Origin of the sequence: Methylobacterium sp. Leaf456, assembly GCF_001425465.1 — a bacterium.
In the GTDB taxonomy this organism is placed as follows: domain Bacteria; phylum Pseudomonadota; class Alphaproteobacteria; order Rhizobiales; family Beijerinckiaceae; genus Methylobacterium.
Genome location: NZ_LMQV01000043.1, coordinates 36,837 through 54,506 on the forward strand (window position 1 = coordinate 36,837; position 17,670 = coordinate 54,506).

The window sequence follows — 17,670 nt, forward strand, 5'->3', positions numbered from 1 at the left end:
CCGATGCCCCCTGCCCCGCCGGAGCGTTCGGACACCATCTTCGCCCCCGCCACCGGCTTCGGCCGCGCGGCGGTGAGCGTGGTGCGGATCAGCGGCCCGGCGGCTGGCCCGGCGCTCGATGCCCTGGCGGGTACGCGGCCCGAGCCGCGTCGGCTGTCGCTGCGGCGTCTGCGCGATCCTGCTTCCGGCACCCTGCTCGATCAAGCCCTCGTCGCGTGGCTGCCCGGCCCCGGCACCGCCACCGGCGAGGACATGGCCGAACTGCACTTGCACGGCGGCACGGCGGTGCGGGCTGCGGTTCTCCAGGCGCTCGGCGCGGTGCCCGGCTGTCGCCCGGCGGAGGCGGGCGCCTTCACCCGCCGCGCCTTTCTCAACGGCCGCCTCGACCTCACCGAGGCCGAGGGCATCGCCGACCTGATCGACGCCGAGACCGAGGCGCAGCGCCTCCAGGCCCTGCGCCAGCTCGACGGCGCGCTCGGGCGTCAGGTCTCGGCATGGCGCGACATCGCCATCGATCTGCTGGCCTCGGCCGAGGCCGCCCTCGATTTCGCCGACGAGGGCGACGTGGACGACAGCGGCCTCGACGCGGCGCAGGCCGGCCGCGCCGCCCTCCTCTCGCAAGACATCCAAAAAACCCTTGCGGACGGACGCCGCGGCGAGCGCCTGCGCGAGGGGTTTTGCGTGGTGCTGGCCGGCCCGCCGAATGCCGGCAAATCGACCCTGCTCAACGCGCTCGCCGGGCGCGACGCCGCCATCGTCTCCGAAATCCCCGGCACGACCCGCGACGCCATCGAGGTGCGATGCGACCTCGGCGGCCTGCCGGTGGTGCTCGTCGACACCGCCGGCCTGCGCGACACCGTCGACCCGATCGAAACCGAGGGCGTCGCCCGCACCCGCCGCCGCATCGAGACCGCAGACCTCGTGCTGCGGCTCCTGCCCATCGACGCGCCCGAGCCGGACGGGGAGGGTGGACCGGGCACCCTATGGGTTCGCACAAAAGTGGATTTGGCGACGGCTTCCACGGAGCAACCGCATCCGGGCGCATCGCGCATTCCCCTCCCCCTTGCGGGGAAGGGCAGGGGTGGGGGTCGCGCCGAAGACACTTCTGCGCTTCCTCCGGCACCACTTCCTCCCTCCTCGCGGCCAGGGGGCGGAGAGTGCTCTGTCCTTCCTTATGGCGAGACGGCCGAAGCCCTGCCCATCTCCGCCCACACCGGCGCCGGCCTCGACGCCTTGCTCGACGCGATCCAGCGCAAAGCCGAGGCCTCGCTTGGCGGCGATGCCCTCGTCACCCGTGAGCGACACCGCACCGCCCTCACCCGCGCGGTCGCCCATCTCGACCGCGTGGCCGCCGCCGCGCCCGACCACCCGCCCGAACTGACCGCCGAAGACCTCCGCCTCGCCGTCCGGGCGCTCGGCGAGGTCGGCGGCCATGTCGGCGTCGAGGAAATGCTGGACCGACTGTTTGCCGGCTTCTGTATCGGTAAGTGAATTTTTGCGATGTTAATTTGCCGGCTTTTAATAATGACTAGGGCTGCTGCGGTACTGCGCCCGTCCAACCCAACCACCTCATCCTGAGGTGCCGCGCAGCAGCCTCGAAGGAGGGCTCCTTCGAGGCCTCCGCTTCGCTGCGGCTCCTCAGGATGAGGGCTGAGGGTGGCAAAGCCCTGGATCGCTTCGGCTACGTCTCGCCATAACGGTCCGGGTGCTCCCCGAATCCGATCATCCCGCGACACTGCTGGAAACCCGAATCGCGTTGACCGCCCCGCGCGCGCCCGCGTAAGTCATCGCCCATGCACCCTTCTGAGACGAGCTACGACGTCATCGTCGTCGGCGGCGGCCATGCCGGCGTCGAGGCCGCCGCCGCTGCCGCGCGAGTCGGCGCGCGGACAGTGCTGGTGACGCACCGCGCGGCGACCATCGGGGCGATGTCGTGCAACCCGGCCATCGGCGGGCTCGGCAAGGGCCATCTCGTGCGCGAGGTCGATGCGCTGGACGGTCTGATGGGCCGCGTCGCCGATGCCTCGGGCATCCAGTTCCGCCTGCTTAACCGCCGCAAGGGCCCCGCCGTGCGCGGCCCCCGGACCCAGGCCGACCGGGCGCTCTACGCCCGCGCCATGCAGGCGGCGGTGGCCGAGACCGCCGGTCTGACGGTGGTCGAGGGCGAGGTCGATGACCTGATCGTAAGGGCTGAGCGCGTCGCGGGCGCGGTGCTGGCCGATGGGCGGCGGCTGTCGGCCGGGGCCGTGGTGCTCACCACCGGCACCTTCCTGCGTGGGCTGATCCATATCGGAGAACGACAGGTGCCGGCGGGCCGCGTGGGGGAGGGGCCGGCCATCGGCCTCGCCCACACCCTCGACCGTCACGGCTTTCGCCTGGGTCGCCTCAAGACCGGCACGCCGCCGCGCCTCGATGGACGCACCATCGATTGGGCCGCCCTGGAAATGCAGCAGGCCGACGACGAACCGGTCCCGTTCTCGACGCTGACCGAACGGATCACCACGCCCCAGATCGCCTGCGGCATCACCCGCACGACGCAAGGGGTCCACGACCTGATCCGCGCGAACCTGCATCGCTCGCCGATGTATTCCGGCGGCATCAGCAGCCGGGGGCCGCGCTACTGCCCGTCGATCGAGGACAAGGTGGTGCGCTTCGGCGACCGCGAGGGCCACCAGATCTTCTTGGAGCCCGAGGGGCTCGACGATCCGACCGTCTATCCGAACGGCATCTCGACCGCTTTGCCCGAAGAGGTGCAGGCCGCGATCATCGCCGCCATCCCCGGCCTGGAGCGCACCCGCATCGTCCGGCCGGGCTACGCCATCGAGTACGATTACGTCGATCCCCGCGAACTCGACGCCACGCTCCAGACCCGGCGCCTGCCCGGGCTGTTTCTCGCCGGTCAGATCAACGGCACCACCGGTTACGAGGAGGCGGCAGGGCAGGGGCTGGTCGCCGGCCTCAACGCCGCGCGGCTCGCGGGCAGCTCCGACCTCGCCGTGTTCGACCGGGCCGAATCTTATCTCGGCGTGATGATCGACGATCTCGTCACTCACGGGGTGAGCGAGCCCTACCGCATGTTCACCTCGCGCTCGGAATACCGGTTGAGCCTCCGCGTCGACAATGCCGACGAGCGGCTGACGCCCCGCGGCGCGGCGCTCGGTTGTGTTGGCGCCATGCGCGCCGCCCATTTCGCCGCCGGGCAGGCGGTGCTGGCCCGCGCCCGCGCCCGACTCGACGCCCTGAGCCTCACCCCGAACGAGGCCGCTGCCCACGGCCTCGCGCTCAATCACGACGGCCTGCGCCGCTCGGCCTTTCAGCTCTTGTCCTACCCCGAGATCGGCTGGGACCGTCTCGCCGCCGTCTGGCCGGAACTGACCGAAGTGCCGCCGCGGATCGCCGAGCGGCTGCGGACGGATGCCACCTACGCGGTCTATCTCGACCGCCAGCAGGCCGACATCGCCGCCTTCCGCCGCGACGAGGCGGTGCGCCTGCCGCCCTCCCTCGACTACGCCGCCATCGCCGGCCTCTCGAACGAGATGCGGATCAAGCTCGACGGCGTGCGCCCGACGACGCTGGGACAGGCCGCCCGCATCGAGGGCGTCACACCCGCGGCGCTGACGCTGCTGGCCGCACACGCCCGACGCGGGCGGGCGCAGGCGACGGCGTCCGTCTCATGAGCGCCGATCAACGCGCCCGCGTGCTCGCCGAGCATGATGTTTCACGTGAAACAGCCAGCCTCCTCGATATCTATGTCGAGCAGCTCACCCGCTGGCAGAACGTCAAGAACCTCGTCGGTCCGGCCACCCTTACGGAGGTCTGGCACCGCCACATCGCCGACGCGCTTCAGCTCTTGGCACTCGCACCCGAGGCCAAGACATGGGTCGATCTCGGCTCCGGCGCCGGCATCCCAGGGCTGATTCTAGCGATATCCGGTCGAGTACGATCGGGGCTCACCGTGAGACTGGTCGAGAGCAACGCGCGCAAATGCGCCTTTCTCACCGAGACCGCGCGCCTCACCGGCGCGCCGGTGACGGTCCACAACGCCCGCATCGAATCCGTGGTCGAAAGTCTGACCGGCGCCGACATCGTCTGCGCCCGCGCGCTCGCCCCGCTTACTCAGCTCCTCACCTGGACCGAGCCTCTGTTGAAAACAGGCACCACCGGGCTGTTTCCGAAGGGGCGTGATGCAGCGGCGGAATTGACCGAGGCGGACAGAGAGTGGACATTCGCCCGCGACCTGATTCCGAGCCGCACCGACTCGCAGGCACGGATCGTGCGCGTCACGTCGCTTTCCCGCGTGGACCCATGACCGAATCTTCACAGCCCAAGCCGCTCCGGGTGTTGGCGCTCGCCAATCAGAAGGGCGGCGTCGGCAAGACCACCACGGCGATCAACCTCGGTACGGCGCTCGCCGCCATCGGCGAACAGGTGCTGGTGATCGATCTCGATCCGCAGGGCAACGCCTCGACCGGGCTCGGCATCGACCGCCGCCGCCGCCCGATCTCGACCTACGACGTGATGGCGGGCGAGGCCCCGCTCTCTCAGGCCGTGACGCCGACCGCCGTGCCGCGCCTGTCGGTCGCGCCTTCGACCATGGACCTGCTCGGCCTGGAACTGGAGTTGGCGAACGCCCCCGACCGAGCGCACCGCCTCCGCAACGTCCTGCGCGATCTCACCGAAGCGCCCGGCGCAGAGCCGATCACCTACGTGCTGATCGATTGCCCGCCCTCGCTCAACCTGCTGACGATCAACGCGCTGGCCGCCGCCGACGCCGTGCTGGTGCCGCTGCAATGCGAGTTCTTCGCGCTCGAAGGCTTGAGCCAGTTGCTCCGCACCGTCGAGCAGGTGCGCGGCGCCCTGAACCCGAAGCTGCAGATCCAGGGCGTGGTGCTGACCATGTACGATCCGCGCAACAACCTCTCGGCCCAGGTGGTGGCGGACGTGCGCGGCTTCCTCGGGGACAAGGTCTACGAGACCATGATCCCGCGCAACGTGCGCGTCTCCGAGGCGCCGTCGCACGGCAAGCCGGTGCTGCTCTACGATCTGAAATGCGCGGGCTCGCAGGCCTATCTGCGCCTCGCCTCCGAGGTCATCCAGCGCGAGGGCCGGGCCCCGCCGCCCGCCGCCGCCGCGTAGTTTTGGTGCATCGAACCCGCCCTTGGCGGGCTCGACGCATCCGGCGGACGCCCGCCGCCGCGCCGTTGCGCGGCTAAAAGTCCTGTTCAGTAACGGAGTTTCCCAGTGGCGATGGCGGATGATGCGGCGCGGCCGCGGCTCGGGCGCGGGCTCGCGGCCCTGATCGGCGACTTCTCCGACGATGCGCCGCGGGAGGATGCCCGGCCGCCGCAATCGCAGCGCAAGGTCGTGGTCGAATTCCTGCGGCCGAACCCGCGCAACCCCCGCCGCCGCTTCTCCGAGCCGGAACTCGAAGAGTTGGCTGCCTCGATCCGCCAGCGCGGCGTGATCCAGCCCATCGTCGCCCGGCCCCTGCCGGCCGTGCCCGGCACCTTCGAGATCGTGGCCGGCGAGCGCCGCTGGCGGGCGGCGCAGCGGGCCGGGATCACCGAGGTGCCGGTCGTCGTCGTCGAGATCGATGATCGCACCTCACTCGAATACGCGATCCTCGAAAACGTCCAGCGCACCGACCTCAACGCCATCGAAGAGGCGGCGGGCTACGAGCGGCTGATGGGCGAGTTCCAGTACACCCAGGCCGAACTCGCCGAGTTGCTCGGCAAGAGCCGCAGCCACCTCGCCAACACCCTGCGGCTGCTGCAGCTTCCGCCCGCGATCCAGGATCGCGTGACGGCGGGCGAGATCACCGCGGGGCATGCCCGCGCGCTGCTCTCGGTGCGCGACGCTGAGGCTATCGCCCGCCGCATCGTGGCCGAGGGCCTGTCGGTGCGCGAGGTCGAGGCATTGGCCGCGGCCGACAACGCCACCGAATCCGAGGCGCCTCGCCCCGGCCGCCCCCGCCGGGCTTCGGGCAGCGACGCGACGCTCCGCTCCCTGGAGGACGTGCTGGCGCGCGCGCTCGGCCATGCGGTGGCGGTCAAGGACAAGGCGAGCGGGGAGGGGGAAATCCGCATCCGCTACGCCAGTGCCGAGGAGCGCGACGCGCTCTGCCGCAAGCTCGGGGGCAATGCGTCAGGGGCGTAACGCGCTCGCGCGTTATTGATCGGACCAAGAATAGATTTGCCGGCTGAGCACGCCGGACAAATCGGATTAAATCATCGGCGAGATCGTCGGGCCTCGATCCCATCGACAGGACTGATCAACGCGTCTATCAGCCTCCGGCCCATCCGCCCCGAGCGGATCGAGGCCGGAGGCACGACAATGTTCAACATGTTCAAGTCGCAATCGCCGCTCGACCTGACGCCGCGCAACTGCCTCGTGATCTCGCTGCTCTACTGCATGGGCTCCGACGGCGAGCTCGATCCGGAGGAGCTGGGCCACCTGATGTCGGTGCTCGACCGCAACACCACCCGGCAGCAGCTCGACGCGCTGCTGCGCTACGCCCGCTCGACCCCGCCGCAGCAATTCCTGACTGAGGCGACTCCGCGGCTGCGGCCGGACCAGAGGCTCTGCATCGTCCTCAACATGATCGACAGCGCCATGGCAGACGGCGAGGCCGAGCCCGGCGAGCAGCGGCTGATCATGGAGTTCGCCCAGAATTTCGGGCTGAGCGAAGCCGAGCTGACCCCGCATTTCCGCACCCTGGTCGCCAAGAACGACCGGGCCGTGCTGGACCGCTGAAGTCGGATCAGGGCCGCCGCCCCAGTCCCGGCACGAGGGCGGCGAGCCGGTCCTTGAGGGCGAGGCGCGGCGGCCCGAACCCGCCGGGCGGCGGCCCCGGCGGCGGGCGCTCCGGCCGGCCGGAGGGCGTCACGGGCCAGTCGGTGAGGCCGGCGACGTCGGCGACGCGGTTCACGCCGATGACGAGGCTCGCGACGTAGCGGTCGCGCTCCTCCTTCACGGCGCAGAAGGCGCGCCGCTGCGGATCCTCTTCGCGGGCGATGCCGTCATTGGCGTTGACGACGAGCCGCTCCACCTTGCGTCCACCATAGGCCGAAACCTGGGTGTAGAGGAACTCGCTCAGCGCATCGGGGAAATAGATCTGCCCCGTCAGAACCGTGCGCCGGTCGAGAAAGACCTTGAGATGGATGTGGGTCGCCCGCCCCGGGTACCAGCCCGGATAGATCGTGTCGAACGCCGCCCACCCTCTCGCGTCGGTCTCCTGCGTCCCGCGGAGGAAGGTCTGGCCGCTGGTGTCGACGCGGCGGGAATCGCCCTGTCCCGGATAGGCCGAGTAGAGACCCTGCGCGTCGCAGTGCCAGACATCGACACGAGCACCGGCCAGCGGCGTGCAGGGGCCGGCCTCGATCACGCGCAGCCGCAGGCGCAGCGGCACGCCCGCGCGGCCCTCGGTGATGTCGGCGCGCACGAGGCGGGGATCGGTATAGAACGGGCCCTCGATCGCCTGCGGCGTCAGCAGGCAGGCGCCTTCGCTGGTCTCGTCCGCGGGCGCTGCCGCGGCGGCGGGGCGCGACAGCATCCCGGCGGCGCCGAGACCGAGAACGGAGAGCAGCCCGCGGCGCGAACTCGACGGCAACGGCATGACGGTCTCCCGGTGGTGGTTCGCGCGAGCGCTACACCGCCAAGATGTCTCTATCGTTTCCGTTCGTCACGGTGGCGTTCAGGCGCGCCGCCGCGAAGCCTCGACGGCGATCCGCAAAAAAATTGCCTGCGCCTGGGCGTGGGCGAGGTCCGGATCGGCACGGCGGCAGGCCAGCACCGCGTCCTGCAGCCACGCCACCGCGGGGCGCAGGCCTTCCGCCGACCAGCGGGCGAGCTGCATCTCGGCGGTGGCCTTGCGGCGGAAATGCAGGCCGCGCCAATTGGCGACGATCTGGCTCGCGCTACCGCGGGGATTGTCGAGCCGCAGCGACAGCAATTGCAGGGCGTGGCGAAGCCCCGCGCCGAGCATCACGGAGGGGTCCATGCCCTCGTGGCGGAAGCGGCGATAGGTACGCTCGGCGTCGCTCGCGCGCCCGGCGAAGGCGGCGTCGATCAACTCGTTGAGGACGCTCGCGCCGACATCGCTGACGATCGCCTCGACATCCTCGACGGCCACACTGCTCTGGCCACGGGCGAACAGGGCGAGCTTGCCGATCTCGGAGAGGCTGGCGCGGCGGTCGCTGCCGAGGCTGCCGGCGAGCAGGTCGCGGGCGTCGCGATCGATGCGCAGCCCGTCCTCTTGCAGCGTGCGGTCGATGAGGTCGGCCAGCGTGCGCTCGTCGTCGGGGTAGCAGGGGAGGGCGAGCGCCTTCGGCGAGCCCTCGCACAGCGTGCGCAGGGGCGCCGACTTGGCGAGGTCGCCGGCCTCGACGACGATGCGGGCGCCCTCGATCGGGGCCTTCAAGGCGGCGTCGACCGCGGGGGCGTAGTTGCGGCTGCCCGAGCGCACCCAGATCGTGCGCGCGCCGCCGAACATACCGAGCGTGCCGGCCTCGTCCACGAGGCGGCCGGGATCGCCCGCCAGCACGTCGCCGTCGAGGCGGATCAGGGCGAAGGGATCGTCCGGGTCAGTCACGATCTTGGCGATCAGCCGCGCCGCCCGGTCGGCGACGAGGCCGGTATCGGGGCCGTAGATCAGGACCACGGGCACGCGCGGATCGGGCCCGCGCCGGATCAGACCCTCGACATCCCCGGCCTTGACCGCGGTCATGGTCTTATATCCAGTTGCATGGAACATGACCGATGGTCCTGTTCCATGCGTCCCGCGGACGGCGGCCGCCCCCAAGTCTCAGCCCCTTGCGCGGGGGCAATCGGCGATGAGGCATGATTATCGCCGATTGGTCTCAGCTGTTCGGCTTCACGGCGAGGACGGAGGCGATGCGGGTCTTGATCTGCTCGGCCAGCACCTTGGCGAGCCGGATCTCGGCGTCGCGCGCGGCGCGCAGCGAGGCGAAGCGCTGGATCGAGCGGTCGTAGGTCGCGGTCGAGGTGGCCACGCCCTCGGTGATGATCCGCACGCCGTCGGTGCTCTCCAACGAATATTTGATCGTGCCGACGATGGTGCCGGCCTCGGCGCGGGCGGTGGTGGAGGAGACGATCGGCGTCTGCACCTGCTCGCTGCCCTGCATCTTCAGCCGGTAGCGCTTGGGCGGGCCGGCCTGGCCCGAGCCGTCGAGGGCGAAGATGAGTTCGCTGCGCAGGTAATGCCCGAGTCGCTCCTGATCCTGCGCCATCACGACGTCATCGACCTGGATCGCGGCGAGCACGGTCTGCATCGATTCGCCCGAGGCGGTCGGCCCGTAGAGGGGGCGGAAGCAAGCGCCGAGATTGAGCGCGAGCCCGAGCGCGAGCGCCACCCGCGCGATCCGGGCTCCCGGCCTGTCCGACGCCACACCCATCCGATGCCTCACGGCTGCTCCCCGACGCGACCCGCGCAACAGTCTCGCTTGTACGGCAAGCCTCGCGCCCGGTCATCCTACGAGTCCATGCTTTACGAACCCTCTGCGGCGAGACGATGATCTCAGCATCGGCCCGAAAGGTGGATGCCGGCTCTCGGACAAAGCCGATGCGGCACAAGGACCGGTCCTCGCGCTTGTGCCGCAGGGCGGCGATCCCCACCTCAGGTCTACCGCATTCACGCCTTCGACCACGCCTTGACGCTGAGCGAACGCGAGGGGTAGAACAGAACAAATGGCGAACAAACGAGCCCTGTCCTGGTCGGTCGCTTTGCGCGACCTGAGGGACGACCGAACCCGGAGAGCGGATGTGCGCGAGGAGCGTCTGCGAACGATGGCGGGCCTGCGCGGCAGCCCGGCCCTGGCCTTGAGCGCGTGGCGCGGGCGCTCGGGCCGGCGCTACGTCGTCGGCGTCCACGAGATCGCCGCGTCCGACCTGACCGAGGTCGGGCCGGCGGTGCTGATCGCGGTGCGCCGCGACGGCGCCGGCATCGCCCAGCCGGTCTCGGTGACGGCGACCGGCGAGAGCCCGCGCGAGCGGCTGACCCGCGGCTGGCTCACCCGCGTCCGTCAGAAGGGCGCGACCGAGATGCACGTGCATCGCCTCGCCGAAGGCGACGACGAGCGCCGCGCCATCGTGGCGGACCTGGTGCTCGACGAGGCGGCGACCGCCTGACGCCGCTTCCTGACGCCCGCGGATCGAATCGCGGCGGCACACCGCGCACTTGCCTTGCGCGCGCCCGGTCTCCAAACACGCTCCGCCCGGCCGCTTCGCCGGGCCGCGCAGGACGACCTTGATGGCGCAGACTTCTTCCCCGATTTCCGGCGGACCGAGTGACCGGCCCCGCAGGCGGATCGGCCTGTTCCTCCCCTACATCCTCCTCGGCGCCCTGGTGCTGGTCTGGACCGTCAGCTGGTTCCTGATCCGGGCGCGGGCGCAAAGCGAGATGGACGGCTGGCTAGAACAGGAGGCCAAGGCCGGCCGGCAATGGACCTGTGCCGACCGTTCGATCACCGGCTACCCGTTCCGGCTCGAACTGCGCTGCGCTTCCCTGCGTTTCGCCCGCTCGGACGGCAGCTTCGCCCTCGGGCCGCTCACCGTGGTCGTGCAGGTTTACGATCCGCGGCTCGTCCTCCTCGAAGCCACCGGCCCGTTCCGGGTGGAGCAGGGCGATCTCAGCGCCGACGTGACGTGGACGTCGCTGGAGGCGAGCTTCCACGCGGCCTCCGACGGCTTCAGCCGCGCCTCCCTCGTGGTCGATGGCCCCAAGGGCGTGGTGAGCACGCCCGATCCCGGGCCGATCGATTTCGCCGCCAACCATCTCGAACTGCATGCCCGGCCGACGCCGGGGCGCTTCGCCACCGACGGCGCCGTCGATGTGAGCCTGCGCCTCGCGAAAGCCGCCGTGCCGCGCCTCGACGCGCTCGCCGGCAGCCCGGACCCGGCCGACATCGACCTCGACACCACCATCGAGCAGGCGGCCGTGCTGCGCACCGGCACCGTCGCGCGCGAGTTGGAGACGTGGCGCCAAGCCGGCGGGCGGCTCGACGTGACGCGGCTGTCGATCGCCAAGGGCGAGCGCCGGCTCCAGGCCAAGGGCACCGTCGGGCTCGACGCGGCACACCGGCCGGAGGGGCGGTTCGACCTGCGCGCGGTCGGGCTGGAGGCGCTGGTCGGGCAGGTGATGGGCCAGCGCTACGGGGCCGACAAGGGCGCGCTGATCGGCAATCTCGTCGGCCAGTTCCTGGGCGGCCTGCGCCGCAAGGAGGAGGGCGACGCCGCCGTTGCGGAGAACGGCGCCGACGCCCTCAAGCCGTTGCCGACGCTCAAGCTCGGCGACGGGCGGCTGATGCTCGGGCCGTTCGCCGTGCCGAACGTGGTGCTGCCGGCGCTCTATTGAGCGCCGCTTTCACGCCCACGGCGCAGGGCCGCGGCGGAGCACCATCCGGCGTACGGTGCGCCCCGCCGTCTCCAGGCGGCGGCGATGGAGCTGATGCCAGCGCCACCAACCGAGGTCCCCCCTCGGGACCGGCGCGTCGAGTTCGGGCACGTCGGCCGACAGCGCCCGGAAGCGCGCGGCCGCCTCGGGCGCGCGCTCGCGCAGGTCGGCGAGGAACAGGCGCATATCGGTGAGCGTCGGCTCGATCCAGTCCTGCACCGTCGGATCGGGCCGACCGGTGGCGGTGGCAGTGGCGTCGCAGCGGACGAGCCGGATCTTCCCGCCCCGGGTTGGGGCCGGGACATCGCCCTCGAACGGCAAAAAATCGGCGGTGAGGCGCTCGCCCTGGACCACCTCCGGCCGCAGCGCGTCGCGGATCAGCGTGACGGCGCCGTGGCGGTAGAGCCCGCGGGTCGGGCGGCGCTCTTCGCCGGACGCCTCCAGAGCGGGGGCAAAGCGGCGCAGCACGAGATCGGTCGGGCTTGCGCCTGCCACGGGCGCGAAGGCGCGGGGGGCGAACTGCACGGTGCCGGCATGGGGCGGCACCTCGCGCAGCCACCGCTCGATGTGATCGCCCGGCAGCGGCATCAGGAACTCGTCGGGGTCGAGGAAGACCGCGAAGGGAAAGAACCGGGCGCGGGCGGCCAGAAAATGGTCCTGGGGCGTCAGCAGGTGGGCCGCCCCCCGGGCCTCGGGCCAGGGCACGCGGACGACGCCGAGGGCTTTGTGCGCGGCGAGGATCGCGGCGGTGTCGTCGCGGCTCTCGTCGTCGTAGACCACGACGTCGCGCACACCCGCCGCGCGGTGGAAGGCCAGCCACTCGACGAGGCGGGGGCCCTGGTCGCGGGCGGTCGTGACGAGGGTGAGACGGCGCATCGCTCAGCCCTGCACGGACGCGGGCGCGGCGGTGCGGGCGCGGCCGAAATCGGCCTCCGCGGTCTCCTGGCCCATGGCGACGATGCCGCGGCGGATCGTGCGGGTGCGGGTGAACAGCTCGTGCAGCGCCTCGCCGTCGCCCCAGCGGATCGCCCGCGACAGCGCCGACAGATCCTCGTTGAAGCGCCCGAGCATCTCCAGCACCGCCTCGCGGTTGGTCAGGAAGATGTCACGCCACATGGTCGGGTCGGAGGCCGCGATCCGGGTGAAGTCGCGGAATCCGCCGGCCGAGAATTTTATGACTTCGGACTGCGTGACCTCTTCGAGGTCGGCCGCGGTGCCGACGATGTTGTAGGCGATCAGGTGCGGCACGTGGCTGGTGATGGCGAGCACGAGGTCGTGGTGCTCCGGCGTCATGGTCTCGACGATGGCGCCCAGGCCCTGCCACAGGGCGCGGACCCGCTCGACCGCTTCCTCGTTGGCGCCGTCGGGCGGGGTGAGGATGCACCAGCGGTTCGAGAACAGGGTGGCGAAGCCGGAATCCGGCCCGGAATACTCGGTGCCGGCCACCGGATGGGCCGGCACGAACGCATTGGCCTCCGCGAGGTGCGGCGTGACGGCCGCGACCACCGCGGCCTTGACCGAGCCGACATCGGAGACGACCGCGCCGGGCTTCAGATGCGGCGCGATGGTTTCGGCCACCGCGCCGATGGCGCCGACCGGCACGCACAGGATCACGAGATCGGCCTCCCGCACGCCCTCCGCGGCGTCGGTCGTGGCGAGATCACTGATGCCGAGCGCCTGCACCCGCTCGATCACATGGCGGTCGCGGTCGATGGCGACGATGTGTTTCGCGAGCCCGTAGGTGCGGGCGCCGCGGGCGATGGAGGAGCCGATCAGCCCGAGGCCGACGATGGCGAGGCGCTCGACGCTCACGCGCCCTCTCCGCGCAGGAACCCGGTCAGCGCGGCCACGAACGCGCGGTTGGATTCCGCGCTGCCCACCGTCACCCGCAGGGCATCGGGCAGGCCGTAGGAGGTCACGCGCCGCACGATCACGCCGGCCCGCGTCAGGTGGGCGTCGGCCTCCGCGGCGGTGCGGCCGGGCGTGTCGGGGAAGTGGATGAGGAGGAAGTTGCCGACGCTCGGCGTGACGGTGAGCCCCAAAGCCTCGACCTCGCGGGCGAGCCAGGCGAGCCATTCGTCGTTGTGGGCGATCGCCTTCGCGACATGGGCGTCGTCGGCGATGGCCGCCGCACCCGCCGCGATGGCGCCGGCCGAGAGGTTGAACGGCCCGCGGATGCGGTTGAGGGCATCGACCACCGGCTCCGGCCCGACCATCCAGCCGATGCGCTGGGCCGCCAACCCGTGAATCTTCGAGAAGGTGCGGGTCATCACGACATTGCCGGCCTCCAGCGCCATCTCCCGGCCCGCCGAGTAGTCGTTGGCGCGCACGTATTCGGCGTAGGCCCCGTCGAGCACGAGCAGCACGTTGCCCGGCAGGCCGGCGTGCAGGCGGCGCACCTCGTCGAACGGCAGGTAGGTGCCGGTCGGGTTGTTGGGGTTGGCCAGATAGACGATGCGGGTGCGCGGCGTGACCGCGGCCAGGATCGCATCGACGTTCGCGGTCAGGTCGGTCTCCGGCGCCACCACCGGGGTGCCGCCCGCCGTCAGAATGGCGATGCGGTAGACGAGGAAGCCGTGCTCGCAGAAAATGCCCTCGTCGCCGGGGCCGACGAAGGCGAGCGCCAAGAGCGTCAGCAGTTCGTCCGAGCCCGCGCCGCAGACGATCCGGGCCGGATCGAGCCCGTAGCGCGCGCCGATGGCCTCGCGCAGGCGCGCAGAGGTGCCGTCGGGATAGAGCGCCAGCGTGCCGGCCTCCGCCTGCAAGGCCTCGACGGCGCGGGGGCTCGGGCCCAGCGGCGTCTCGTTGGACGACAGCTTGTGAATCTTGGCCACGCCCGGCGCGGCGCTCTTGCCGGGCACGTAGGCCTCGATGGCGAGCACGCCCGGACGGGGGAGGGGGCGCAGAGCAGAGGAGGAAGCGGACATGGCAGCACGGGGCGGCGAAGAGAATGGCCGTCCCTCTACAGCATTTCGCGTGCGTGCGAGAGCCGGTCGATGCGCCGGCTCACGCGGAGCTGGGCCCCGCCTCCATCAGGTTGCCCGGTGGGCGAGCACCGCCCCGCATGTGCGGCGGCGGCGATCGGCTCTCAGTTGGGCTTCTTCTCCGGCGGGGTGCTCCCCGGCGGCAGCAGCACGTTCTTGGTGACCGTGCCCTCCGGGCCGTACTCGCCGGCCACCGCGATGCAGGCCTGCTCGCGGTTGAGATTCATCTGGTTCGACATCAGCGTGAAGATGCCCATCACCCGGTTGCCGAACGGCCCGCGCGGGCTGACGTCCTCGGGGCGCGTGTTCTGCTTGGCGAGCAGCGTCTCGAATTCACCGGTGTTGAGGACGTAGCCGCAGACGTTGACGGCGGAGAAGATGTAGGCGGCGAATTCCAGTGCCCGCGGGCTCGGCGCATTGCGGATCGAGCGCGGCTGCCCCGGCTCCGGCGCCTCGGCCTTCGGCGCGGCGCTCTCCGCGGGTGGGGTCGGCTTGGGCGGCGTGGCGGGCTCCTGCGCGGCGGCCGGAGCGAGAAGGCCGCCGACGAGGGCGGCGGCGAGCAGAAGGCGGGCGGTCATCGGACGTTCCTCGGGGGCCGCGGATTCTCACGATCCGCTTAAAGTCGGAGAGCCCCGAGATAGGCCGGCCGGCCCCCGCGTCAAAGCCCGGCCAGGGCCCGCGGACGGGCCCTGCTGCGGTTCACCACCGGTAGTTCACGTTGGCGATGACGCGACGGGCCTCGCCGTAGAAGCACGAGAGTTCCGCTTGGCAGGAGGAGACGAAGCGCCGATCGCCGATGTTGGAGGCGGTGATCGACGCGCGCCAGTGGTCGTTCCAGTTGTAGTGTACGGTCGCGTCGAACAGCACGTATTCCGGCACCTTAAAGAAGTTGTTCTGGTCGGCGAACGAGCGCCCGACGTAGCGCACGCCACCGCCGAAGCCGAAGCCGCGCCATTCGCCGAAGGGGATTGTGTAGTCGGCAAAGACCGATGCGAAGGTTTCGGGGATGTTCGTCGGCGTCTTGCCGATGAGGAAATTGAGAGAGGGGCTGCGGACCTTCGTATATTCCAGATCGTAATGCGTGACGGCCGCAACGACGTTCAGGCCCTCGGCGAGGTTGGCGACGAACTGCCCTTCGATGCCGCGCGACCGCACGGTGCCGAGCTGCGTCGTCCCAAAGTTGAACGGGATCGGCGGATTGTCGCGCACGAGGTCGAAGGCCGCGACCGTCAGGGAGTAGCCGGCGCCGACCGGCTCGACCTTCAGGCCGACTTCGATCTGCTCGCCGCGATCCGGCACGAGGGCCTGCGTCGTGATCACGTCCGGGCCGATCTGCGGCTGGAACGACGTGGAATAGGCGACGTAGGGCGCGATGCCGGGATCGAAATTGTAGAGCAACGCGATGCGGCCGGTCAGTGCATTGTCCCGGCGTTCCCGGCTGTTGGCTCCGGCGAAGAGCTTGTCCTCGACGATGCTCTCGGCGAAGTCCTGGCGCAGGCCGCCGATGAGGCTCAGGCGGTCGGTCAGCTTGATCTGATCCTGCGCGTAGAGACCGAGCTGCTGGAACCGGTTGACGTTGACGAGGTAGGGCGCAGGCCGGCCCCGCACCGGTTGTCCGTAGTTGGGGTTCAGGATGCTGATCGGGTCCACCGCGTAGCCAGCGGAGAAGTTGGTGCCCTGATTGTCGTGCAGGGTGAAGTTCTTGTAGTCGACGCCGAGGATCAGGTCGTGCTGGAACAGCCCGTCCGAGAAGCGCGCCTCGGCTTGGTTGTCGACCTGGAACAGGCCGATTTTCGAACTCGTCAGGAACTGGTAGCGCCCGAGTTGCGTCTGCGCCGCGTCGGCATAACCGGTCTGGTTGATGTAGGTGTTCAGGAACGCGTCGCTGAACGAGTAGCGCAGGTTCTGCCGCAGCGTCCAAGTCGAATCTAGAGCGTGCTCGAACTCGTAGCCGGCGAAGGCCTGGGCGCGCTGGAAGGTGTTGAGCCTCGGATCGCCGACATTGAGCGAACGGGGGATGCGCAGGCCGAAATCGTTGGGCTTCACGGTGCCGGAATAGGGCAGGAAGTTCGCCGTGAAGGCCGTCGAGTCGCGCTGGTAGCTCGTCAGCACCGTCAGCGAGGTGCCGCCGTCCGGCCGCCACGTGACGGCCGGGGCGATGTAGATGCGGTCGGAATCGGCGCCATCGACCTGCGTGCCGCCCTGCCGACCTATGCCGGTGAGGCGATAGAACAGCTGGCCCTTGTCGTCCGTCGGCCCGCCGACATCGAAGGCCGCGTAGGTCTGGCCGAACGAGCCGCCACCGAGTTCGACGTTGCCGAACGACGTGAGCGTCGGCCGCTTGGTGATCTGGTTGACGATGCCGCCCGGATTGCCGGCGCCGAACAGCACCGCCGAAGGGCCGCGCAGCACTTCGATGCGCTCCAGGCCGAAGATATCCACCTTGAAGGTGCCGAAGCCGTAATTCAAGAGCTGGAGGCTGTCCTTGTAGAGGCCGTAATCGCTCGCCACGAAGCCGCGCAAAGTGAAGAAGTCCACGCGCTCGTCGGCGCCGAACACGCCCGAATAGATGCCGGCGGTGTAGGCCGTCGCCTGCGTCAGCGTCTGGGCGCCCTGCGCCTCGATCTGCTGACGGCCGACGACCGTGACGGATTGCGGCGTCTCGATCAGCGGCGTGTTGGTCTTGGTCGCCGTCGCCGAGCGGGTCGCGACGAAGCCGTTCACCGGCCCGCGCGGATCCTCGACCGGCGCCACGGCCGGACCGCGCGGGCCCGGCAGCGCGCGGCCGGCCGTGGCGCCTCCGTTGCCGCCCTCGCCCTGAACGGAAATCTCGTCGAGGCGCGTGCTCTGCTGAGCGAGCGCGCCGACCGTGAGGGCCAGCAGCGAGGCGCCCGCCAGGGTCGCCTGCCGCAATCCGTGCCGAAGTTCGTGTCCGCCGACCCGTGTGTGAACCGACCGCATCACCGTGTGAGCCCCATCTGTCCAAACCGGCCGATCCGGGCGGTCGCGAGCCTCTCGCGCCGCCGGACCGACAGTTTGGAATTATGCTAAACTGCTGTTATTACAGGGTTTTTGTAAGCACAGCCGTATCAGTCCCGGCCCGCGGGGCAAGGCGGGCGGGGGTGAAGCTCGGCGAAAGCCGGGGGGCTGTAGCGGGAGTGTCACAGAAATGCGCGCGCCCCGTGTCGCGGTGTGCGGCACGGGGCGTCAGGTTGCAGCGCACGATGCCGGGGCTCTGCCCCGGCGCCCCACCAAAGGGCTTGCCCTTTGGGAACC

16 protein-coding genes are annotated in these 17,670 nt (G+C 70.5%); 8 read left to right on the forward strand and 8 right to left on the reverse strand.

Annotation, left to right across the window (positions count from 1 at the left end; genetic code table 11):
• Positions 1-3 precede the first annotated feature (3 nt).
• The 6 genes from mnmE to ASG52_RS21745 all read left to right on the forward strand — a co-directional run bounded on the left by mnmE (position 4) and on the right by ASG52_RS21745 (position 6,753).
• Entirely contained in the window at positions 4-1,491 is a 1,488-nt protein-coding gene (mnmE, locus tag ASG52_RS21720; protein ID WP_056247717.1) for a tRNA uridine-5-carboxymethylaminomethyl(34) synthesis GTPase MnmE, read from the forward strand.
• Positions 1,492-1,793: 302 nt separating this feature from the next.
• Positions 1,794-3,677 (forward strand): tRNA uridine-5-carboxymethylaminomethyl(34) synthesis enzyme MnmG, encoded by a 1,884-nt coding sequence (mnmG, locus tag ASG52_RS21725; RefSeq protein ID WP_056247718.1) that lies wholly within the window; start codon positions 1,794-1,796, stop codon positions 3,675-3,677.
• The gene (gene rsmG, locus ASG52_RS21730) at positions 3,674-4,309 is read left to right on the forward strand and encodes a 16S rRNA (guanine(527)-N(7))-methyltransferase RsmG (protein ID WP_056247720.1); all 636 of its coding nucleotides are present in this window, start codon (positions 3,674-3,676) and stop codon (positions 4,307-4,309) included. The genes mnmG and rsmG overlap by 4 nt, the downstream gene beginning before the upstream one ends.
• Entirely contained in the window at positions 4,306-5,136 is an 831-nt protein-coding gene (locus ASG52_RS21735; RefSeq protein ID WP_056247721.1) for a ParA family protein, read from the forward strand. The genes rsmG and ASG52_RS21735 overlap by 4 nt, the downstream gene beginning before the upstream one ends.
• A 111-nt stretch (positions 5,137-5,247) precedes the next feature.
• Positions 5,248-6,156, forward strand: coding sequence for a ParB/RepB/Spo0J family partition protein (locus tag ASG52_RS21740; RefSeq protein WP_056247724.1), 909 nt, complete (start codon positions 5,248-5,250; stop codon positions 6,154-6,156).
• Between the two features lie 177 nt (positions 6,157-6,333).
• Positions 6,334-6,753, forward strand: coding sequence for a tellurite resistance TerB family protein (locus tag ASG52_RS21745; protein ID WP_056247726.1), 420 nt, complete (start codon positions 6,334-6,336; stop codon positions 6,751-6,753).
• Positions 6,754-6,760: 7 nt separating this feature from the next.
• Here the strand turns inward: ASG52_RS21745 and ASG52_RS21750 are convergent, their stop codons facing one another.
• The 3 genes from ASG52_RS21750 to lptE form a co-directional block, all read right to left on the reverse strand.
• Positions 6,761-7,609, reverse strand: a complete 849-nt coding sequence (locus ASG52_RS21750; RefSeq protein WP_200945655.1) for an intradiol ring-cleavage dioxygenase — start codon at positions 7,607-7,609, stop codon at positions 6,761-6,763.
• 84 nt (positions 7,610-7,693) lie between these two features.
• Entirely contained in the window at positions 7,694-8,725 is a 1,032-nt protein-coding gene (gene holA / locus ASG52_RS21755) for a DNA polymerase III subunit delta (protein ID WP_056247733.1), read from the reverse strand.
• A gap of 133 nt (positions 8,726-8,858) precedes the next feature.
• Positions 8,859-9,413 (reverse strand): LPS assembly lipoprotein LptE, encoded by a 555-nt coding sequence (gene lptE, locus ASG52_RS21760; RefSeq protein WP_056247734.1) that lies wholly within the window; start codon positions 9,411-9,413, stop codon positions 8,859-8,861.
• A 391-nt stretch (positions 9,414-9,804) separates the two neighbouring features.
• Here lptE and ASG52_RS21765 point away from each other — a divergent pair, with 391 nt between their 5' ends.
• A complete protein-coding gene (locus ASG52_RS21765; protein WP_056247736.1) occupies positions 9,805-10,146 on the forward strand; it encodes a hypothetical protein in 342 nt (113 codons plus the stop codon).
• Between the two features lie 121 nt (positions 10,147-10,267).
• The gene (locus ASG52_RS21770) at positions 10,268-11,371 is read left to right on the forward strand and encodes a DUF2125 domain-containing protein (RefSeq protein ID WP_056247738.1); all 1,104 of its coding nucleotides are present in this window, start codon (positions 10,268-10,270) and stop codon (positions 11,369-11,371) included.
• Positions 11,372-11,380: 9 nt separating this feature from the next.
• Here the strand turns inward: ASG52_RS21770 and ASG52_RS21775 are convergent, their stop codons facing one another.
• The 5 genes from ASG52_RS21775 to ASG52_RS21795 all read right to left on the reverse strand — a co-directional run bounded on the left by ASG52_RS21775 (position 11,381) and on the right by ASG52_RS21795 (position 17,355).
• Positions 11,381-12,286: a glycosyltransferase family 2 protein gene (locus tag ASG52_RS21775; RefSeq protein ID WP_056247741.1), complete on the reverse strand. Its 906-nt coding sequence runs from the start codon at positions 12,284-12,286 to the stop codon at positions 11,381-11,383.
• A gap of 3 nt (positions 12,287-12,289) precedes the next feature.
• On the reverse strand, positions 12,290-13,222 hold the full coding sequence (locus tag ASG52_RS21780) for a prephenate/arogenate dehydrogenase family protein (RefSeq protein ID WP_056247743.1): 933 nt from the start codon (positions 13,220-13,222) through the stop codon (positions 12,290-12,292).
• On the reverse strand, positions 13,219-14,337 hold the full coding sequence (locus ASG52_RS21785; protein ID WP_056247745.1) for a pyridoxal phosphate-dependent aminotransferase: 1,119 nt from the start codon (positions 14,335-14,337) through the stop codon (positions 13,219-13,221). The genes ASG52_RS21780 and ASG52_RS21785 overlap by 4 nt, the downstream gene beginning before the upstream one ends.
• Positions 14,338-14,498: 161 nt before the next feature.
• Positions 14,499-14,972 (reverse strand): hypothetical protein, encoded by a 474-nt coding sequence (locus ASG52_RS21790; protein WP_056247747.1) that lies wholly within the window; start codon positions 14,970-14,972, stop codon positions 14,499-14,501.
• Positions 14,973-15,093: 121 nt separating this feature from the next.
• Positions 15,094-17,355 (reverse strand): TonB-dependent siderophore receptor, encoded by a 2,262-nt coding sequence (locus ASG52_RS21795; RefSeq protein ID WP_056247749.1) that lies wholly within the window; start codon positions 17,353-17,355, stop codon positions 15,094-15,096.
• Positions 17,356-17,670 lie beyond the last annotated feature (315 nt).